11 protein-coding genes are annotated in these 16053 nt (G+C 63.9%); 4 read left to right on the forward strand and 7 right to left on the reverse strand.

Annotation, left to right across the window (positions count from 1 at the left end; all coding sequences use genetic code 11):
- Positions 1-2 precede the first annotated feature (2 nt).
- The 3 genes from BG83_RS28370 to BG83_RS0121555 all read right to left on the reverse strand — a co-directional run bounded on the left by BG83_RS28370 (position 3) and on the right by BG83_RS0121555 (position 4224).
- Entirely contained in the window at positions 3-1595 is a 1593-nt protein-coding gene (locus BG83_RS28370; protein ID WP_024978671.1) for a hypothetical protein, read from the reverse strand.
- 262 nt (positions 1596-1857) lie between these two features.
- The gene (locus BG83_RS0121550; RefSeq protein WP_024978672.1) at positions 1858-3909 is read right to left on the reverse strand and encodes an NADPH-dependent 2,4-dienoyl-CoA reductase; all 2052 of its coding nucleotides are present in this window, start codon (positions 3907-3909) and stop codon (positions 1858-1860) included.
- A gap of 108 nt (positions 3910-4017) precedes the next feature.
- Positions 4018-4224 carry a hypothetical protein gene (locus BG83_RS0121555; protein WP_080693713.1) on the reverse strand — a complete coding sequence of 69 codons (207 nt, stop codon included), beginning with the start codon at positions 4222-4224 and terminating at the stop codon, positions 4018-4020.
- A gap of 86 nt (positions 4225-4310) precedes the next feature.
- Here BG83_RS0121555 and BG83_RS0121560 point away from each other — a divergent pair, with 86 nt between their 5' ends.
- From BG83_RS0121560 to BG83_RS0121575, 4 genes are all read left to right on the forward strand, one after another.
- The gene (locus BG83_RS0121560; protein ID WP_024978674.1) at positions 4311-5291 is read left to right on the forward strand and encodes a tyrosine-type recombinase/integrase; all 981 of its coding nucleotides are present in this window, start codon (positions 4311-4313) and stop codon (positions 5289-5291) included.
- A gap of 166 nt (positions 5292-5457) precedes the next feature.
- Entirely contained in the window at positions 5458-6483 is a 1026-nt protein-coding gene (galE, locus tag BG83_RS0121565) for a UDP-glucose 4-epimerase GalE (protein WP_024978675.1), read from the forward strand.
- Positions 6484-6521: 38 nt separating this feature from the next.
- Positions 6522-7949 carry a PAS domain-containing protein gene (locus BG83_RS0121570; RefSeq protein ID WP_024978676.1) on the forward strand — a complete coding sequence of 476 codons (1428 nt, stop codon included), beginning with the start codon at positions 6522-6524 and terminating at the stop codon, positions 7947-7949.
- A gap of 178 nt (positions 7950-8127) precedes the next feature.
- Positions 8128-9669, forward strand: a complete 1542-nt coding sequence (locus BG83_RS0121575; RefSeq protein ID WP_024978677.1) for a methyl-accepting chemotaxis protein — start codon at positions 8128-8130, stop codon at positions 9667-9669.
- Between the two features lie 120 nt (positions 9670-9789).
- Here the strand turns inward: BG83_RS0121575 and BG83_RS0121580 are convergent, their stop codons facing one another.
- The 4 genes from BG83_RS0121580 to BG83_RS0121595 all read right to left on the reverse strand — a co-directional run bounded on the left by BG83_RS0121580 (position 9790) and on the right by BG83_RS0121595 (position 15971).
- The gene (locus BG83_RS0121580; RefSeq protein WP_004627393.1) at positions 9790-10098 is read right to left on the reverse strand and encodes an H-NS family nucleoid-associated regulatory protein; all 309 of its coding nucleotides are present in this window, start codon (positions 10096-10098) and stop codon (positions 9790-9792) included.
- Positions 10099-10511: 413 nt separating this feature from the next.
- Positions 10512-12599 carry a putative bifunctional diguanylate cyclase/phosphodiesterase gene (locus BG83_RS0121585; protein WP_024978678.1) on the reverse strand — a complete coding sequence of 696 codons (2088 nt, stop codon included), beginning with the start codon at positions 12597-12599 and terminating at the stop codon, positions 10512-10514.
- Positions 12600-12902: 303 nt separating this feature from the next.
- Positions 12903-14156, reverse strand: coding sequence for a helix-turn-helix transcriptional regulator (locus BG83_RS0121590; RefSeq protein WP_024978679.1), 1254 nt, complete (start codon positions 14154-14156; stop codon positions 12903-12905).
- 129 nt (positions 14157-14285) lie between these two features.
- Complete coding sequence (locus BG83_RS0121595; protein WP_024978680.1) at positions 14286-15971, reverse strand: ShlB/FhaC/HecB family hemolysin secretion/activation protein; 1686 nt, start codon at positions 15969-15971, stop codon at positions 14286-14288.
- Positions 15972-16053 lie beyond the last annotated feature (82 nt).

Raw genomic sequence — 16053 nt, forward strand, 5'->3', positions numbered from 1 at the left:
TTTTACTTGACCGAAAGCTCGGCCAGCACGACAGCGACCAGCAGCGGCTTGGCGTTGGGTCCGACAGGGGCGACGATCTCCGCAGGCCGCAAAGCGGGCACGACCACGGCGCGCCCCGTGGAGAGCGGTACCACGATCTGTCCACGGCGAGGGTCGACACCCGCTAGGCGCAGCGGTCCGCGCAGCATGCGCAGCGATGCACTGGCCGTGCCCGTGCTGCCGAGCGTTGCCACCAGCACCACGTCGTTGGCGTGCGCAGGCTGGTTGGCCAGATCGACGCGCGTGCTGGTACCGGGCTGCAGCGCGAGCACGGACACACGAATCCGGCCCACTTGCCGCGCACGCGGCGCAAGCCGACGGGCGGCACCCGGCAAGGCCTGCTCCACGGGGCCGACGAGCAGCTTGTCGATCTGCGGAGCGTCGCGCAGCACCTGGATGCGCACCGGCGCAGGAGCCAGGGTTTCGCTGGCTTCGATCGACCGCGTGTAGACGACCTGGGTTTCAAAGCGCGCGCCCGCCGCAGCCACTGCACCGGCCACCTGCTGCAACACCGCCATGCTGGCGAACTGGTCGACGATGGATTCGAGCGCGCCAGGATCCAGCACGCCGTTCCACCGGCCCTCCGGGTCGGATGGCCCAGGTTCTGGCGAACCGGGGTCTGACGGGCCTGGATCGACGGGGCCCGGGTCTCCAGGGCTCCCAGGGTCCACAGGTCCGGGGCCACCCGGATCTACCGGCCCAGGATTGATGGGGCCAGTCGGTTCGCCCGGCCCAACAGGGCCTGGGCCGCCGGGGTCCCCAGGGTCGCCGGGGCCGACAGGACCGACCGGGCCGGGCTCGCCAGGATCGACGGGCTCCGGATTTCCCGGCTCGCCAGGTTGGGGGTCGCCCGGCCAGCCTGGGTCGATCGGTTGCGGAACGCCCGGATCAATCGGTTCCGGAGGCGGCGGAACACCCGGATCGCCGAGCGGGATCGGTGGAAAGATGGGTTGGGGACCGTGCGGGAAGAACGGGTCGTCCGGCGGCAGCGAAGGCGGCACGGGAATTGGGAACCACGGCGGTACGCCGGGAACCGGTACGGGTTGTGGATCGACGGGAATGGGGATGGGAACGGGCACCGGGCCCGGCCCCGGGTTCGGCGGGACAGGCGGAATGGATGGCGGAAAAAGCGGCGGCGGGTTCAACGGCGGCCACACCCATGGCCCGCCGCTCGGGTCATTCGCGACGGGGCCGATGGGCGATGGGGCAATTGGGCCAAAGATGCCTGGCTCAGACACCACGGGCGCCACCGGATGCGCCACCACCGGCCCTACCGCCGGATTGACCTGTACCGGCACGCGGCTGCCGGCGCCCAGAAGATGCGAGGCAATGGCCGCACCGAGGACATCGCTGGCGCGCTTGCCGAGCGTGTTGGACAGCGCGGTATGAATCGCGTTGCCTACGTTCGGATCGGTGGTCTGCGTCTTGAGCTGTGCGACGAGACTGGCGAGCAATTCGCGCTCGCGCTCGGAGAGCACGCTCGGATGGGTCGACAGGTCTGCGCCAAGAGCACGCAGCAGATCGGATGATCCGGGATTGGAAGGCTGGTCGGGCATGGCGCGATCCTCCGGCGATGGCCGTGGTCGTGCCCATGCACCATCCCACCCCACCGCAAGGCGTGCCGCTTCCTCTTGCGTGCTACTGCGGCCCGATGGCCGGTTGAGCGGCTTGCGCAATGGCATCTAAGGTCACGGCGCGCACTTCAGCAAGCGCAGGAAAGCCCTTTCATGCGTCTATTTTTTTAACTCTCATTGAAAGCGCGAAACATGAAGCGAACGCTGAGTTCTTCATGCGACGCGCTATCCAGTCGGCCCCGCGCTACAGTGATGCCCCCAACCGTGTGCCTTGGTCGATGGCGCGTTTGGCATCGAGTTCGAGCGCTTCGTCGGCGCCGCCGATGATGTGCACCTTGGCGCCGCCCGCCTGCAGCGGCTCGACCAATTCACGCAGCGGCTCCTGCCCCGCGCACAGCACGATGGAATCGACCGGCAGCCATTCGGCGGCTTCGCGTTTTTCACCGTAGCTCACGAGCAGCCCTTCGTCGCCGATGCGCTCGTAGTTGACGCCACCCACCATGCGCACGCCCAGGTTCTTCAGGCTTGTGCGATGAATCCAACCGGTGGTCTTGCCCAGCCCGCCGCCGAGTTTGCCGGCACGCCGCTGCAGCAGGACGATCTCGCGCGCGGGTGTTTGGGGTTCAGGGCGTATGCCATCCACACCGCCACGCACTTCGGTCGGATCACCGACGCCCCATTCGGCGCGCCACGTTTGCAGATCCAGCGTGGGAGAGTGGCCGTCAAGCGCGAGGAATTCCGCCACGTCGAAGCCGATGCCACCGGCACCGACAATCGCCACGCGCTTGCCCACCGGCTTGCGATGGCGCAGCACATCGATGTACGACAGAACGCTCGGATGGTCCTGCCCCGGAATCTTCGGATTGCGCGGCGACACGCCTGTCGCGATGATGATCTCGTCGTACTTGCCTGCCAGTAGTTGCTGCGCATCCACGCGCGCACCCAGGCGGGGCGTCACGCCGGTGGCCTCAACCCGGCGCTTGAAGTAACGCAGCATCTCGTGAAACTCTTCCTTGCCGGGGATCGTCTTGGCCATGTTCAACTGACCGCCGAGTTCCGGCGCCGCGTCAAACAGGTCTACGGCGTGCCCGCGCTCGGCCAGCGTGATGGCTGCCGACAAGCCCGCAGGCCCCGCGCCCACCACCGCAAATCGGCGCTTGGCGGGCGTCGGGCGGATGATGAGTTCGGTCTCATGGCAAGCGCGCGGGTTGACGAGGCAGCTCGCAATCTTGGCCTTGAATGCGTGGTCCAGGCATGCTTGGTTGCAGGCGATGCAGGTGTTGATGTCCTGCGCGCGGTTCGTTGCGGCCTTGCGTACGAAGTCGGCATCGGCCAGCAGGGGGCGCGCCATCGACACCATGTCGGCGCAGCCATCGGCCAGCACGGTTTCGGCCACCTCCGGCGTGTTGATGCGGTTGGACGTCACCAGCGGGATGCCGACTTCGCCCTTCATCTTTTTCGTCACCCATGCAAACGCCGCGCGCGGCACGCTCGTCGCAATGGTGGGGATGCGTGCCTCGTGCCAGCCGATGCCCGTGTTGATGATGGTGGCGCCCGCGCGCTCCACGGCCTTGGCCAGTTGCACGACTTCTTCCCACGAGCTGCCGTCCGGGATCAGGTCGATCATCGACAAGCGATGGATGATGATGAAATCCTTGCCGACAGCCTCGCGCGTGCGCTGGACGATTTCCACGGGCAGGCGCATGCGGTTCGCATAGCTGCCGCCCCAGTCGTCCGTGCGCTTGTTGGTGTGCGTGACGAGAAACTGGTTGATGAAGTAACCCTCGGAACCCATGATCTCGACGCCGTCGTAGCCGGCTTCGCGGGCCAGTTGGGCGCAGCGCACGAAGGCGCGGATCTGCCGTTCGATACCGCGCGCCGACAGCTCGCGTGGCGTGAACGGGCTGATGGGCGAGCGCAACGCGGTGGGAGCCACCGCAAACGGGTGATAGCCGTAGCGGCCGGTATGCAGGATCTGCAGGGCGATCTTGCCGCCTTCGTCGTGCACGGCGTTGGTGACCGTGCGGTGGCGGCGTGCGGCGCCATGCGTGGCCAGGCGCCCGGCAAAGGGCTTTGTCCACCCGGCAATGTTGGGTGCGAATCCGCCCGTGACCATCAGGCCGACATCGCCGCGTGCGCGCTCGGCAAAGTAGGCGGCCAGCCGGTCGAAGTGGTTGCCATCTTCCAGGCCGGTGTGCATCGAGCCCATCAGCACGCGGTTCTTGAGCGTGGTGAAGCCGAGGTCGAGGGGCTGGAGCAGGTGGGGGTAAGGCGAGGCGGGCGTGGAGGAGGGCATGTCCGGCGCAGGGCACAGGCGCTGCGATGATGTGGAAACGCGCCGGACGGTAGCACCCAAGCGCCCGTTGGAACAACAGGGCGGGGCTCTAGATGTGTGGAAGGCGCGTCAGGATTTTCCCGATTTCTTCGCGTCGTCTTCAGCGGGCTTGCCGAGCAGCGCTTTCAGCAGTTTGTTCTGGGGAATCGCCTTGCCGGTGCCCTGGTCGGGCTTGCCGGTGCGCTGGCTGCCGCGCTTGATGTTGTTGGCAATCTTGAGGCCCTTGAGTTTTTCGAGGTCTGTTTTCTTCACGATGGGGTCCGCAATGGGATACATGGGCTGCGTGTTACGCTCGGCAGGATACGCGAATTGCCAAACCCCCGGTCCGCCTGCGCCCGTTTTTCTGCATTTCCGCTACCGCATTGACCTCGTTCACGCCGCCCGCCACGCCCGTTCCGGATCTGTTTCAGCCCAGCCTGCAAGACTGGGCTGAGCGGCCCGCGCAAGCCTTCGAACACTGGCTGGCCGCACGCGGCTATCGCGAATCGTCGGCGACGGTGTACCGCGCGATGTGGCGCAAATGGCTGCGCTGGGCGGAGTCGCACCAGCGCGCATTGGCCGATTGGAGCGCCGGCGACATTGCCGCCTTTCTCGACGAGTCGGGCCTGACCAAGCTGCATCGCTACCGCTACGCGCGCCTGATCGAGCGCGTCTTCCATCAGATCGAGCAACAACGGACCGGCACGCACAACCCTGCAAGCTCTGCGGTGCAGCAGAAGTTGGCCGAAGGTGAGAACGATCCGACCACGTTCCTTTCATCGGCTGAACGTGCGGCAATCGAGGCGTCGCTGGAGGTGGGCGCGCAGGCCAGCGAAGCCGCCGCCAACGCCAGCGCGTTCAAACTGGCGCGCGACCGCGCACTCGTAGCCGTGTGTCATGGCGCGGGGCTGAAGGTCGCGCAGGTGCAATCGCTGCTGCTCCGCCAAGTAGACGAGGCGCTGGAGGCGATCACCGTCGAGCGGCCGCGCGGTCCGTCGTACAAGGCGCCCATGCTCGAAGCTGCGCGCCCCGCGCTGGCCGCCTGGCTGGCGGTGCGCGCACACGCAGAGGTGCCGGGCGAGCGCGTGTTCGTTGCCGATTCCGGCGGGCGCGTCATGCACGCGGCGTCGGTATACCGGCGCGTGGAGGCATGGCTGGCCGCGCTGCCGGCGTTGTTGCACCGCAGCGAGCGGCTGTCACCGCAGACGCTGCGTAACGGCTACACCGCCGCGCTGTTCGACGCAGGCGCAGACCCTGCTGAGGTGGGGTACGCACTGGGCTTGCGCGATGCGACTTCGGCGTGGCGTCTGCGCGCGGCCTATGCTGAGTGGCAGGCGGCTGCCCATCCAGACGGCCGGCCGTAGTGCCGTTTTGGGCAACCAGAGCTTCAAACTGCCCGCGAGCCGTTGGCGGGCTTTGCTATGATCGCGCTGTTTTGCGCGCTGCGGAGCAGGTCGACGCAGCGTAGAACGACGATGCCGGGTTCAAACCGGCACGCTAGCTCTCTCCTTCCTCGATACCTCGCACCCCATGACAGAAACCATTCTGCTGACCGGCGCTACCGGCTACATCGCCTCGCACACCTGGGTTGAACTGCTGGATGCGGGCTACCAGGTGATCGGCCTCGACAACCTCTGCAACAGCAGTTCGACTGTGCTGTCCCGCATCGAGCAGATCACTGCCAAGACGCCCAAGTTCGTGCAGGGCGACGTGCGTGACCGCCGCCTGCTCGACGACCTGTTTGCCAGTTCGCGTATCTCAGCTGTCATCCACTTTGCGGCGCTCAAGTCGGTGGGCGAATCGGTGCAGAAGCCGCTGGCTTACTACGACAACAATATGGGCGGGCTGGTCACGCTGTGCGCAGCCATGGCGCATGCGAACGTACGGCAGCTCGTGTTCAGTTCGTCGGCAACGGTGTATGGCAATCCGCATACCGTGCCGATTACCGAATCGTTTCCGCTGTCCGCCACCAACCCGTATGGGCAGACCAAGGTGATGGGCGAGCAGGTGCTGCGGGATCTGGAGATTTCCAATACCGCCTGGAAAATCGCCTATCTGCGCTATTTCAACCCGGTGGGGGCGCACCACAGCGGCCTGATCGGTGAAGACCCGCGCGGCATCCCCAACAACTTGATGCCGTATGTGGCGCAGGTGGCGGTCGGCAAGCGCGAGAAGCTCTCGATTTACGGCGGCGACTGGCCCACGCCCGACGGTACCGGCGTGCGCGATTACATCCACGTGGTGGATCTGGCGCGCGGTCACTTGTCGGCGCTCGACACGCTGCGCCGCGATGGCCGCGGCTTTACCGTCAACCTCGGCACGGGCCGTGGGTATTCGGTTCTGGAAGTCGTTGAGGCTTACAAGCGCGCCAGCGGCAAGCCTGTGCCGTATGAGATTGTGGATCGTCGCCCCGGCGATATTGCAGCGTGCTATGCCGATCCGGCACTCGCGGCTTCGCTCTTGGGGTGGCGCGCGCAATACGGCATCGAGCGCATGTGTGAAGACTCGTGGCGTTGGCAGAGCATGAATCCGGACGGCTTTCAGACCCGTGGCTGATTCATTGAACGGCTCGAACCAACAGGAGACATCCCCTCGTGGATGAGGCGTTCATCGCTCACCTGATCAGTACGCTGGCGCGTGCATTGTCGCCGGCGCTGCTGCCCTTTGTCGTCGCCTGCGGCGCGGGCAGCTTGCTGTTGCGGTTGCTCGATGACTTGCGCAGTGCGATGGCGCCGCGCACGCGCGTGCCGCTGGTCATGACAGCGTTGCTCTCGGCGGTTGGGCTATGGGCGGTGCCGCTGCTGCCGCTGCTTGCGCATTGGCCGCTGCACAAAGACACCGCTGTGCTTGTAATGACACTGGCTTCGTTCTGCTGGAGTCTGGCCGTTGCGGCGCTGTGGTGCGTGCTGGGCGGCCGCGCAGGCGTAGTGCGTGCCATGTTGCTCGGCGTGTTGCTGAGCGTGAGTGGCCCGGTGGCGGTGTTATTGCTGGCGGGCGTGACGAGCTTCAGCACCACCGCCTGGGAAGACGCTGGGCTGCTCGGCATCGTCATGGTGCTGTCGGCAGTGGTGTGTGCGGCGGCGCTGCAGGTTGCGCTCTCTGCACGATCGGGCGCGACGGGGGTGGCGGTGCGCCGCCCCGGCGTGAGTCTGTTTGTGAGCGTGCTGTTTGGCACCGCCTTGACGGTGGATGCGGTGTACACGGCGTCGCTCGCAGGCTCGTTTTCGACGCTTTCCGCCATGCCGGGCGATGCGCCGGCAGGGTTGCGGTTGCTGCTTGTGATGGGCGCAGTTGCCACGGTGCTCGCTGCTTTGCTGCTGGGCTATCGGGACCGCGCTACGGGTGACACTGCCGCCGCCATCGCAGCGCGCGAAATTCGTCTGCGCAAGGAAACCGTGCAGGCGCTCAACGACCTGGAGCAGAGTTACCGCCGCCGCGAAGCAGAACTCGTTGCACGCCACCAACTGTTGCTCGACGGCGCAGATTTCGGCCTTTGGGAGTTCGATCTGGTCACGCGCGCCGCGCAGTTTTCCACGCGCTTTGCCGCCATGCTCGGCTACACGCTCAAGGAGATCGGCCCAAGCACGAGCGAATATCTCCGCCTGGTGTATCCGGATGATTTGCCCATGGTGCTTAATCGCATCCAGGCGCACGTTGACGGCAACACGCCCGCATACGTGGCGGAATTCCGTATGCGGCACAAGGATGGCAGCTATCGCCAGATTGCCGCGCACGGCGTGGCAGTGCGTGACGCCGGTGGCCATGCCGTGCGCATGGCAGGGTCGCATATCGAGGTGGCAGCAAAGGTGGCCTCGGCAGAAGTTGCCGTGGCGCCTTATTCAGCTTCCGTCGACGCGCCCGAAACGCTGCGTCGCCATGGCTTGTGGGAGTCGTGGACGCCTGTCGATCATCCCGCCGCAGAAGCTGTCGCACCGCAAAAAGAATCGACATCAACGCCCGTGCCCGCCACGACGTCCACGGGCGGCACGCTTCCGAGCATCAATCCTGACGCCTTGCGCTGAGGCGTTTGCTTTCTTTCCCTTTCTCGCTGGCGAACGGGCACTTGAGTGCATGTCCTACTCAAGTTTTTCGTGTTTGTGTTCGATAGCTCAAGCAGAGCGCGTGTAATCGCGCCAGGGGAGCGCCGCGAACGGCATTCGTGCCATGCGCGGGCAAAAGAAACGCTTGGAGGGAAGGAAGATGAATCGACTCACGCTTCGTCAGAAGCTGTGGCTGCCGCTCGTCCTGAGTTGGCTTTGTCTGTTGTTGATCACATTGTGGAGCGCCTGGGAAACCCGCACCCTGCGTCTGGAAGAACGCGAGCGCGACTTGCAGAACATCAGTGAATCCGTATTCAGCATCATCAAGGACTACGGGCAGATGGCGCAAGACGGCAAGCTCACCGCCGACGACGCACGCGCCCAGGCCCTCGCGCGCATCAAGGTGATCCGCTACGGTAAGGACGGCTACTTCAGCATCAACCAGACCAACTCGGTGATGGTGATGCACCCGATCAAAGCCGAAATGAACGGCAAGGACATGTCGGGTTTTACCGATCCGGCGGGGAATCATCTGTTCCAGGAAATCTCTCGCGCGGGCAAGAGCGGCGGCGGTTTTGTCGACTATCTATGGCCGAAGCCCGGCGCGGAGGCGCCGCAGCCGAAGAAGAGCTACGTGCTGTATTACCAGCCGTGGGATTGGTGCCTCGTCACGGGCACCTACATGGACGACATCGCGACCGCATTCCACGCCTCGCTCCTCAAGGCACTGGGGCTGCTGTTTGGCGTCGGCTTGCTGATGACGGTGGTGGTCGTGGCCGTTACGCGCAGCCTACAGCGCCAGTTGGGGGGCGAGCCGGCCTATGCCGCACACATTGCCGGCCGCATTGCCGCGGGTGATCTGGCTGTGCAAGTTGAAACCCGCCCGGGCGATCGTGACAGCATGCTTTTCGCCATGTCGCAGATGCAGCAGCAACTGACCGGCACGATTGGCGACATCAAGAACTCGGCGGATTCCATTGCCAGCGCCACCAAGCAGATCGCCGCCGGCAATGCCGACCTGTCGCAGCGCACGGAGCAGCAGGCGTCGTCGCTGGAGGAAACCGCGTCGAGCATGGAAGAACTGACGAGCATCGTGAAGCAGAATGCCGACAACGCGCGGCAGGCGAGCACGCTGGCCGTCAACGCGTCGGATATCGCAGTCAAGGGTGGCGAGGTGGTCGGGCGTGTGGTCGAGACCATGTCCGGCATCAACGAAAGCAGCAAGAAGATTGCCGACATCATCGGCGTGATCGAAGGCATCGCCTTCCAGACCAACATCCTGGCGCTGAACGCTGCTGTGGAGGCCGCACGCGCCGGCGAGCAAGGCCGTGGCTTTGCCGTGGTGGCGGGCGAGGTGCGCAGCCTGGCGCAACGCTCAGCAAGCGCTGCCAAGGAGATCAAGGAACTGATCGGCGATTCGGTGGGCCGCGTGCGGAACGGCTCGGCGCTGGTGGAAGAGGCCGGTGTGGTGATCCAGGATGTGGTAACTGCCGTGAAGCGCGTGACCGACATCATGGGCGAGATTTCTGCGGCGTCTGACGAGCAGAGTTCCGGCATCGAGCAGGTCAATCAGGCCGTGAATCAGATGGACGAAGTGACGCAGCAGAACGCCGCGCTCGTGGAGCAGGCGGCGGCCGCCGCGCTGTCGCTGGAAGAGCAGGCGCAATTGCTGCGCACGGCAGTGGGGCGCTTCCAGGTATAACGGCGCCTGACCTCTGTCGAGCAGAAATGCAAAAGGCCGGCATATTCGCCGGCCTTTCTCTTTTGTGGTTTCCGGCGCGCCTCTTCGTGCGGGCTCGGAATGCTGCGCTGAAAGCGCTGCTCAGGCGACCAGAAAATCCTCCATCTTCCGGCCCGACGACAGCTCCTTTACCAGCCAGCCCGGGCGCTTGCCACGGCCGGTCCAGGTGTTGCCGTTGTTGTCGCGGTAACGCACCGGCACCTTGCGGCCAGCCTTCTTCGAGGCCACGGCCCCCTTGGCGCCAAAACCGAGGTCTTCGGCGGTCAGGCCGTATTCCACGATCTTGTGCTTGATTTCAGCGATCACCGTCGCTTGTTCATTTGCCCGGAGTTCATCGGCTTGGCGCTGCAGTTCAGAGATCTTCTGAACGATTTCCTTGTAAGTCGGCATTATGGATTCCTCAACTTTGCAATTGAAACATGGGCACGCTCCCCGTAGCCCAGCGCATTATAACGACTTTGCACGTGAGAATTGAATTTCGTTAAGACCTCATGTCAACGGCGTGGATTTTCTGCTGCACTGCGCTTGCACAAACCTGCATGGGGCCGGCATTTGCGCGATATGTCGAATTCGTAAACATATGAACCATTGCAAAAACCATTGGGCAGTATTGCAATCGATGCAGTGCACTATCTACGCAATCCCGACACAATTCCTTTCTTATGTGACTGCTTCATTGCTTCGGCAATCGCATCTCTTCTTCGTCCAATATTTCCGAATATGAAGATGAAAGGTTGCTGAAAGGCTGTATCGCCTGCATCAGAACGGCGCATTTTCAGTGCCGCCTATTCGAGGTCGTCTGTTCAGGCGTACTCGATTCCAAGTAACCCCTGAAAATCCTTGGCAGGCATCGGGCGGGCCAGCAGATAGCCCTGCACCTGATCGCATTGCAGATTCACCAGAGCCTGCATTTGCGCTTCGGTTTCCACGCCTTCCGCCACCACGGTCATGTCCAGCGAGTGGGCCATCGCGCAAATGGCGCGAATGATGGCAGCTGCCTCGGGCGGATTGTCGTCGAGCGCAGAGACGAACGCGCGATCGATCTTGATTTGCTGGGCCCGAAAGCGTTGTAGATAACTGAGGCTGGAATAACCGGTGCCGAAATCGTCGATGGCTACCTCAAAGCCCAGCGACTGGATTTGACGGATGACCGCGATGCTCTGGCCGGCATCGCGCATGGCCGCCGTCTCGGTAATCTCGAACATCAACCGATGCGCGGCCACCTGATAGCGATGCAGGATCTGCGACAGACGCTGCACGAGATCGGGCTGCTGGAATTGCCGTGGCGAGAGGTTGACGGCAATGCGTTGCGGCGACATGCCGATGGCATCCCAATGCATGATCTGGCGGCAGACTTCTTCGACCACCCAATCGCCCAGTTCGACGATCGTGCCGGTGCGTTCGGCCAGCGGGATGAACTCCGCAGGCGACACCGGGCCCAGCTCCGGATGATTCCAGCGCAGCAGCGCTTCAGCGCCGGTCATGGCCTGCGTGCGTGCATCGTACTTCGGCTGGTAGTACACCGAGAGTTGCCCGTTGAGCACTGCATGCGAGAGCGCACGTTGAATCTGCAACACGCGGTGCGCGGTGGTGTTCAGGCGTGGCTCGAAGAAGCGGTAGGCGTTGCCGGTGGACTGCTTGCAATCGAACATGGCGGTGTCGGCATGTTCAAGCAGCGTGTCCGCCGTCGCGCCGTTGTGCGGATGGACGACCACGCCAATGCTGGCGGTCGCGCGCAGTCGCCGACCATCCACTTCCACCGATTCCCGCAGGCGGAACAGCAGCTTGTCGCCGATGGTGGCGGCAGCTTCGGGCAGTGCCAGACCTTCAACGAGAATGCCGAATTCGTCGCCGCCCAGGCGTGCCACGGTGTCTTCGCCGCGAATGGCTTGGCGAAGGCGCTCCGCAATGATCTGCAGCACGCGGTCGCCCGCGTTGCGGCCGTATTGGTCGTTGATCTGACCGAAGTTGTCGAGATCCAGATAGAAGAGGGCAAACGGACGCCCGCGCCGCGTGGACGACAAAATTGCCGCCTCTAGTGCTTCGCGCAGATGCAGGCGGTTCGGCAGACCTGTCAGCGTGTCGTGGAGTTGGGGCCGAGGCGTGTGGTTTGCCACGCGCGCCAGTGATGCTTCCAGGTGCGCCTGCGCCGAGTCGACACGTGTTTCAAGCATCATCAGCACCGCATGCAAACCCAGTGCAATCAGCACGCCGCCGGCACTGAGCATGATGACGGGCACGATGTGCATCGTTGATTCGTCCGCAGGCCATGCGGTAGCGCCCGGCCACAACACAAGTGACAGCACAGCCGTTGTGGCCAGCACCGCCGCAGCACGTGCACGCAAACCCACGGCTGCGCGGCGCTGCCCAGGCGGCATATGAAACGCCATACACATTGCCAGGCACACGCCTGCGCCAAGCACCAGCGTGCCGCCGCCCCAGCCAAGCAGGGCGCGGCGCAGCGGCAAGGCCTCGTCATGCGCCCAGGGGCGTGTCAAGTACAACTCCATCGTCAACAGCCCGATGCCAAGCGCCATGGCGCCCATGACAATGCTGCGTCGTCGCGGAGCCTGTGCGCCATTGGAGGACGACGTGTCTGGCAACACGATGGAGAAAGCCGCCAGCGATGCTGCCAGCGCCGTCATGAGCGTCGCCGCAATCGGCGCGGATATGGGTGTGCCGACCTGCCGATGCAGGCCAAGCTGGCCGAGCCAAAGCCCCGACCACAACCCAATGCCAAGAATGGCCGCGCAGGCGATGCGCCAGTTGCGGCGTTTTGCGATCGTCGAGCCCCCCGGCAGACGTGTCGCAGCGTCCAGTGCGGCAAACGTGGTCAGCCCAGTGCAGACCCACGCAAACAGCAGCAGCGCAATATGGAAATCGTTATGCATGCGAGCGCATCCGACGCGGCCCCCCGATCTACGACCAGCGCCTAGTCTGTGTTTTGCGGCGAGGATAGCGCAAAAACCTGTCGTTTCAGGCCGCGAAAAAGCGCGTTTGTTGCGCGCTATTCACAGAATGCGTCGGGATCATTCGCGGATACCGCCTCGCATCAAGCAAGCATGACGGCGCCACGCCTGTCTTAGAGGATCGGCAGAAACTGCCGAAACGTGAGCCGGGTATACGCGGATGGCTCGACGCCCGTGGTTGGGCGTCGGAGTCAGGCTAAGTGGAGAGGAAAATGGGGCGCGAACTCAGGCATTGAGGCGGCCGCGCCGGCGTGAAGCCGGAGTGGCGGCGCCTGCACGCTCCAGATCGACGCTGGGCAACAAATGCAACAGGCGCACCAGTTCAGACTGCCGATGCGTGCCGGTCTTGCGCAGGATGTCGCGGATATGCACGCGGACCGTGTGCAGCGAGAGGAATTCGCGCTCGGCAATTTCCTGCAAGGTTTCGCCTGCGGCCAGCCGCGCAGCGACGATGCACTCCTTGTTGGTCAGCCCAAAGAGTGAGGCGAGCACGCCGGCGTCCATGACCGAGCGGGCCTCGGAGTTGCCGACGAGTACCAGCGCCAGCGGCGAAGCCCAGGTCGAACGCATTGCATCGGAGGGCGCGAGGGGCGTAGCAATGAAGGGTACCGGGCGGCCATCGCGCGCCAGGTACATCCACGAACCGGCCGCGCCTTGTACGCCGAGAGAGCCGGCGGCATGTTCGATAAGGTTGCGCAGTGCAGCGTCGTGTGTGTGATCTGCCGAGTGCAGCAGGCCGCCATCTAGCGACAGACGGTCGTCGCCCGTCGTCATCGTGCGCGCCCAGGCATTGGCGTATTTCACGCGCATGGTGCGCTCGATGACCATCACACCGAAGTCCAGCGTATCCAGCCCGGCCATGCCGAGCGCGGCGAGTTCGTTCAGCTCCAGATTGCGCTGCTGCATGCGCGCAGCCCGCTGCAGGTGCGGCAGCACGCGCTGCAGGCGGGTCTCGCGGTCGATGGCGCTGACTTCCGACAGATCGTCGTCGCGCGTGCGCAGGCGCATCGTGACGCGCATGTCGGGCGTATCGATCAGGGTCATCGATGCCGACGGCGCCTCTTCAGGTTGCCCGGGGCCGAGCAGTTGCGGATCTTGGCAGAAGGCGTTGCAGTGGCCCGGCTGCGGGCAGTGCTGGCACCAGCCCGACGAAACGCCGTGACGCGGCGTGTCGGTGTGCTTGTCCCAGACGAAATAGTGTGCGCTTTCGGCGCCGGCGTAGACAGAGAGCAGGGCCAGGGCGATCGGCATCTGCGCAGGCTCAAGTACCGCCTCGTAGATGGTATCGACGAGTCGATGGAACTCTGCGTCATCCGATAGACGTTGCAGCATGATGGCCCCCGGTGCGTATTGCGACAGCTCTGAATGCAATCCCTTGCTGTCGGCGTGTTGCGGCGTGATGCCGCCGTCGCTGTAATGATTATTGTTGTTCTGCGCGACTTCTGTGGTAATCGGCAACTCTTTGGAAAAACTTAACATTCCGCTTTCGATGCTCCCAAATTCCGGCGGCGATGTATCCCCCCCTTCAGAGGGGAGTATGGGTGACTTTCAGCGCTGAAAATATAAAAAATATAAAAAATTAGTTCACATGTTCACGATATTGGCGCGTCAGTTGAACTGGTAGGTATAGGCCGCGTTGAACCGCAGGCTGCGCGAGCTTGAGTTGATCGGTTTGTCGCCGACGGGGCGCGCGACGGCGAGGTCCAGCGTGTAGTACTTCCGATCGGAGAAGCGCACGCCCAGCGCGATCGATCCAAGCTGATCATGCACGAGCGTGCCTGCGTTTGAATAGACCTTTGCGGTGTCGTACAGCACGTAGGGCTGCACGGTTTTCAGGTAATCCATCGATACCTGGAAGGCGCGGTTGAGTTCAACCGACGCGCCCCAGCCCCGATCACCCGCCACCTCACCAGCCGGATAGGCGAGGCCGAAGAAGCGCCCGCCAAAACTGATCTGCTCCGATGACGGCAGCACCGCGCCGCTGTACTGCGCGGCTCCCGATACCACCACGCCAAAGCCCATAGGCAGGTCGTGGGCTTCGCTGGCGGTGATGCGCGTGCGCAGGAAGCTCAGGTCGACGTTGTTGTTGGCGTTGACGGAGGCGGCCTTGCCCGCGCCGAGACTATTGATACCCTGGTACAAGCCCAATGATGCGCGTCGGGTCTCACCGGGCTTGACCTCGGTGTAGAGAACCTCGGCACCGGCCACGCGGACTCTGGTATCCAGCTCAGTTTGCGCCAGCGTAGTGTCTTGCGGGTTATAGCGCTGCTTGTCGTCGTTGCCGTAGACGGTGCCCGTCACCGTCAGATTGCGCGAGTTCGACAGCAGCACCGGATAGCTCAATGACAACCCAAGCCGCTGCGTGTCGGTCAGGTAGCGCGATTGATAGCCCAGTTGCTCCAGCGGCAGATTTTCTGGCATGCCGCGATAGTGCGACCACGTGAGCTTGGCAAGCAGCCCGTCGGTGCCGATCGGCTGCGCCCAAGTGGCGGAGTAGAACGTCTCGTGATCCGACCCGCGTGGTTGCAGCGTCGAGACGGTGATCTGCTCGCCCAGCGGCGTCACGCTGTTGAGCGTGCCTGTGATGATCGCCCGCACACCCGGCGAACGGTATTCGATGCCCGTGCCGATGGTGTACGGCTGGCGCTTGACGTTCAACACGAGTTCGCTCGCGCCATCCGTGGTGGTGGGCGGCTGCACGGTCGCGGTGATCTGCACGCCCGGTTGCAGCGCGAGCACACCGGTCACGCGCTCGAATGTTTCGCGGCGCAGGGGTTTTTCGTTCATCAGGCGCTTCGAGATTTCGCGCAGGCGGCCTTCCAGTGGCCCGGGTGTGCCCTCGATGCGCATGCGTGCCACATAGCCTTCGACCACGGTGACGCGCACGACGCCGCCTTCAAAGGTTTGTGCCGGCACAAAAGCAAACGAGAGCGGGAAACCGCGGTCGGCATACAGCTTGGTGACATCGTTCGCGGCCTGCAGCAGTTGCGCGACGGTGACGTCGTGCCCGGCCAACGGTGCGAAATGCGCGGCGACCTCGGGGAACGGCAGCGTCTTGACGCCTTCGATCTGGAACTTGGTCGGTGTGAGATGCGAGGCGAGCAGATTCTCCAGCGCCGGATTCGGCCGCTGCACTTCCACCTGGATCTTCTGCTGGGGCGGGCGGGAGGTATCGACCTTGGGAAGCGTGTCGATCGGGTTGCCTTGGGTGGGGCTGCTCTGGGCCCAGCTGAGCGCCGGGCCGGTCAGTGCTATGCCTGTGGCCAGGGCCAACCGCATGGTGGTGGTCCGCACGCCTGTCTCCTCCGTGATTTTCGTTTGTAGTGTCGCGAAGCCGTGCAGCCGCGCGTTGCATCAAACGATAACCGCGAGACAT

This window comes from Ralstonia pickettii, assembly GCF_000607165.1.
GTDB classification, from domain to species: Bacteria; Pseudomonadota; Gammaproteobacteria; order Burkholderiales; family Burkholderiaceae; genus Ralstonia; species Ralstonia holmesii.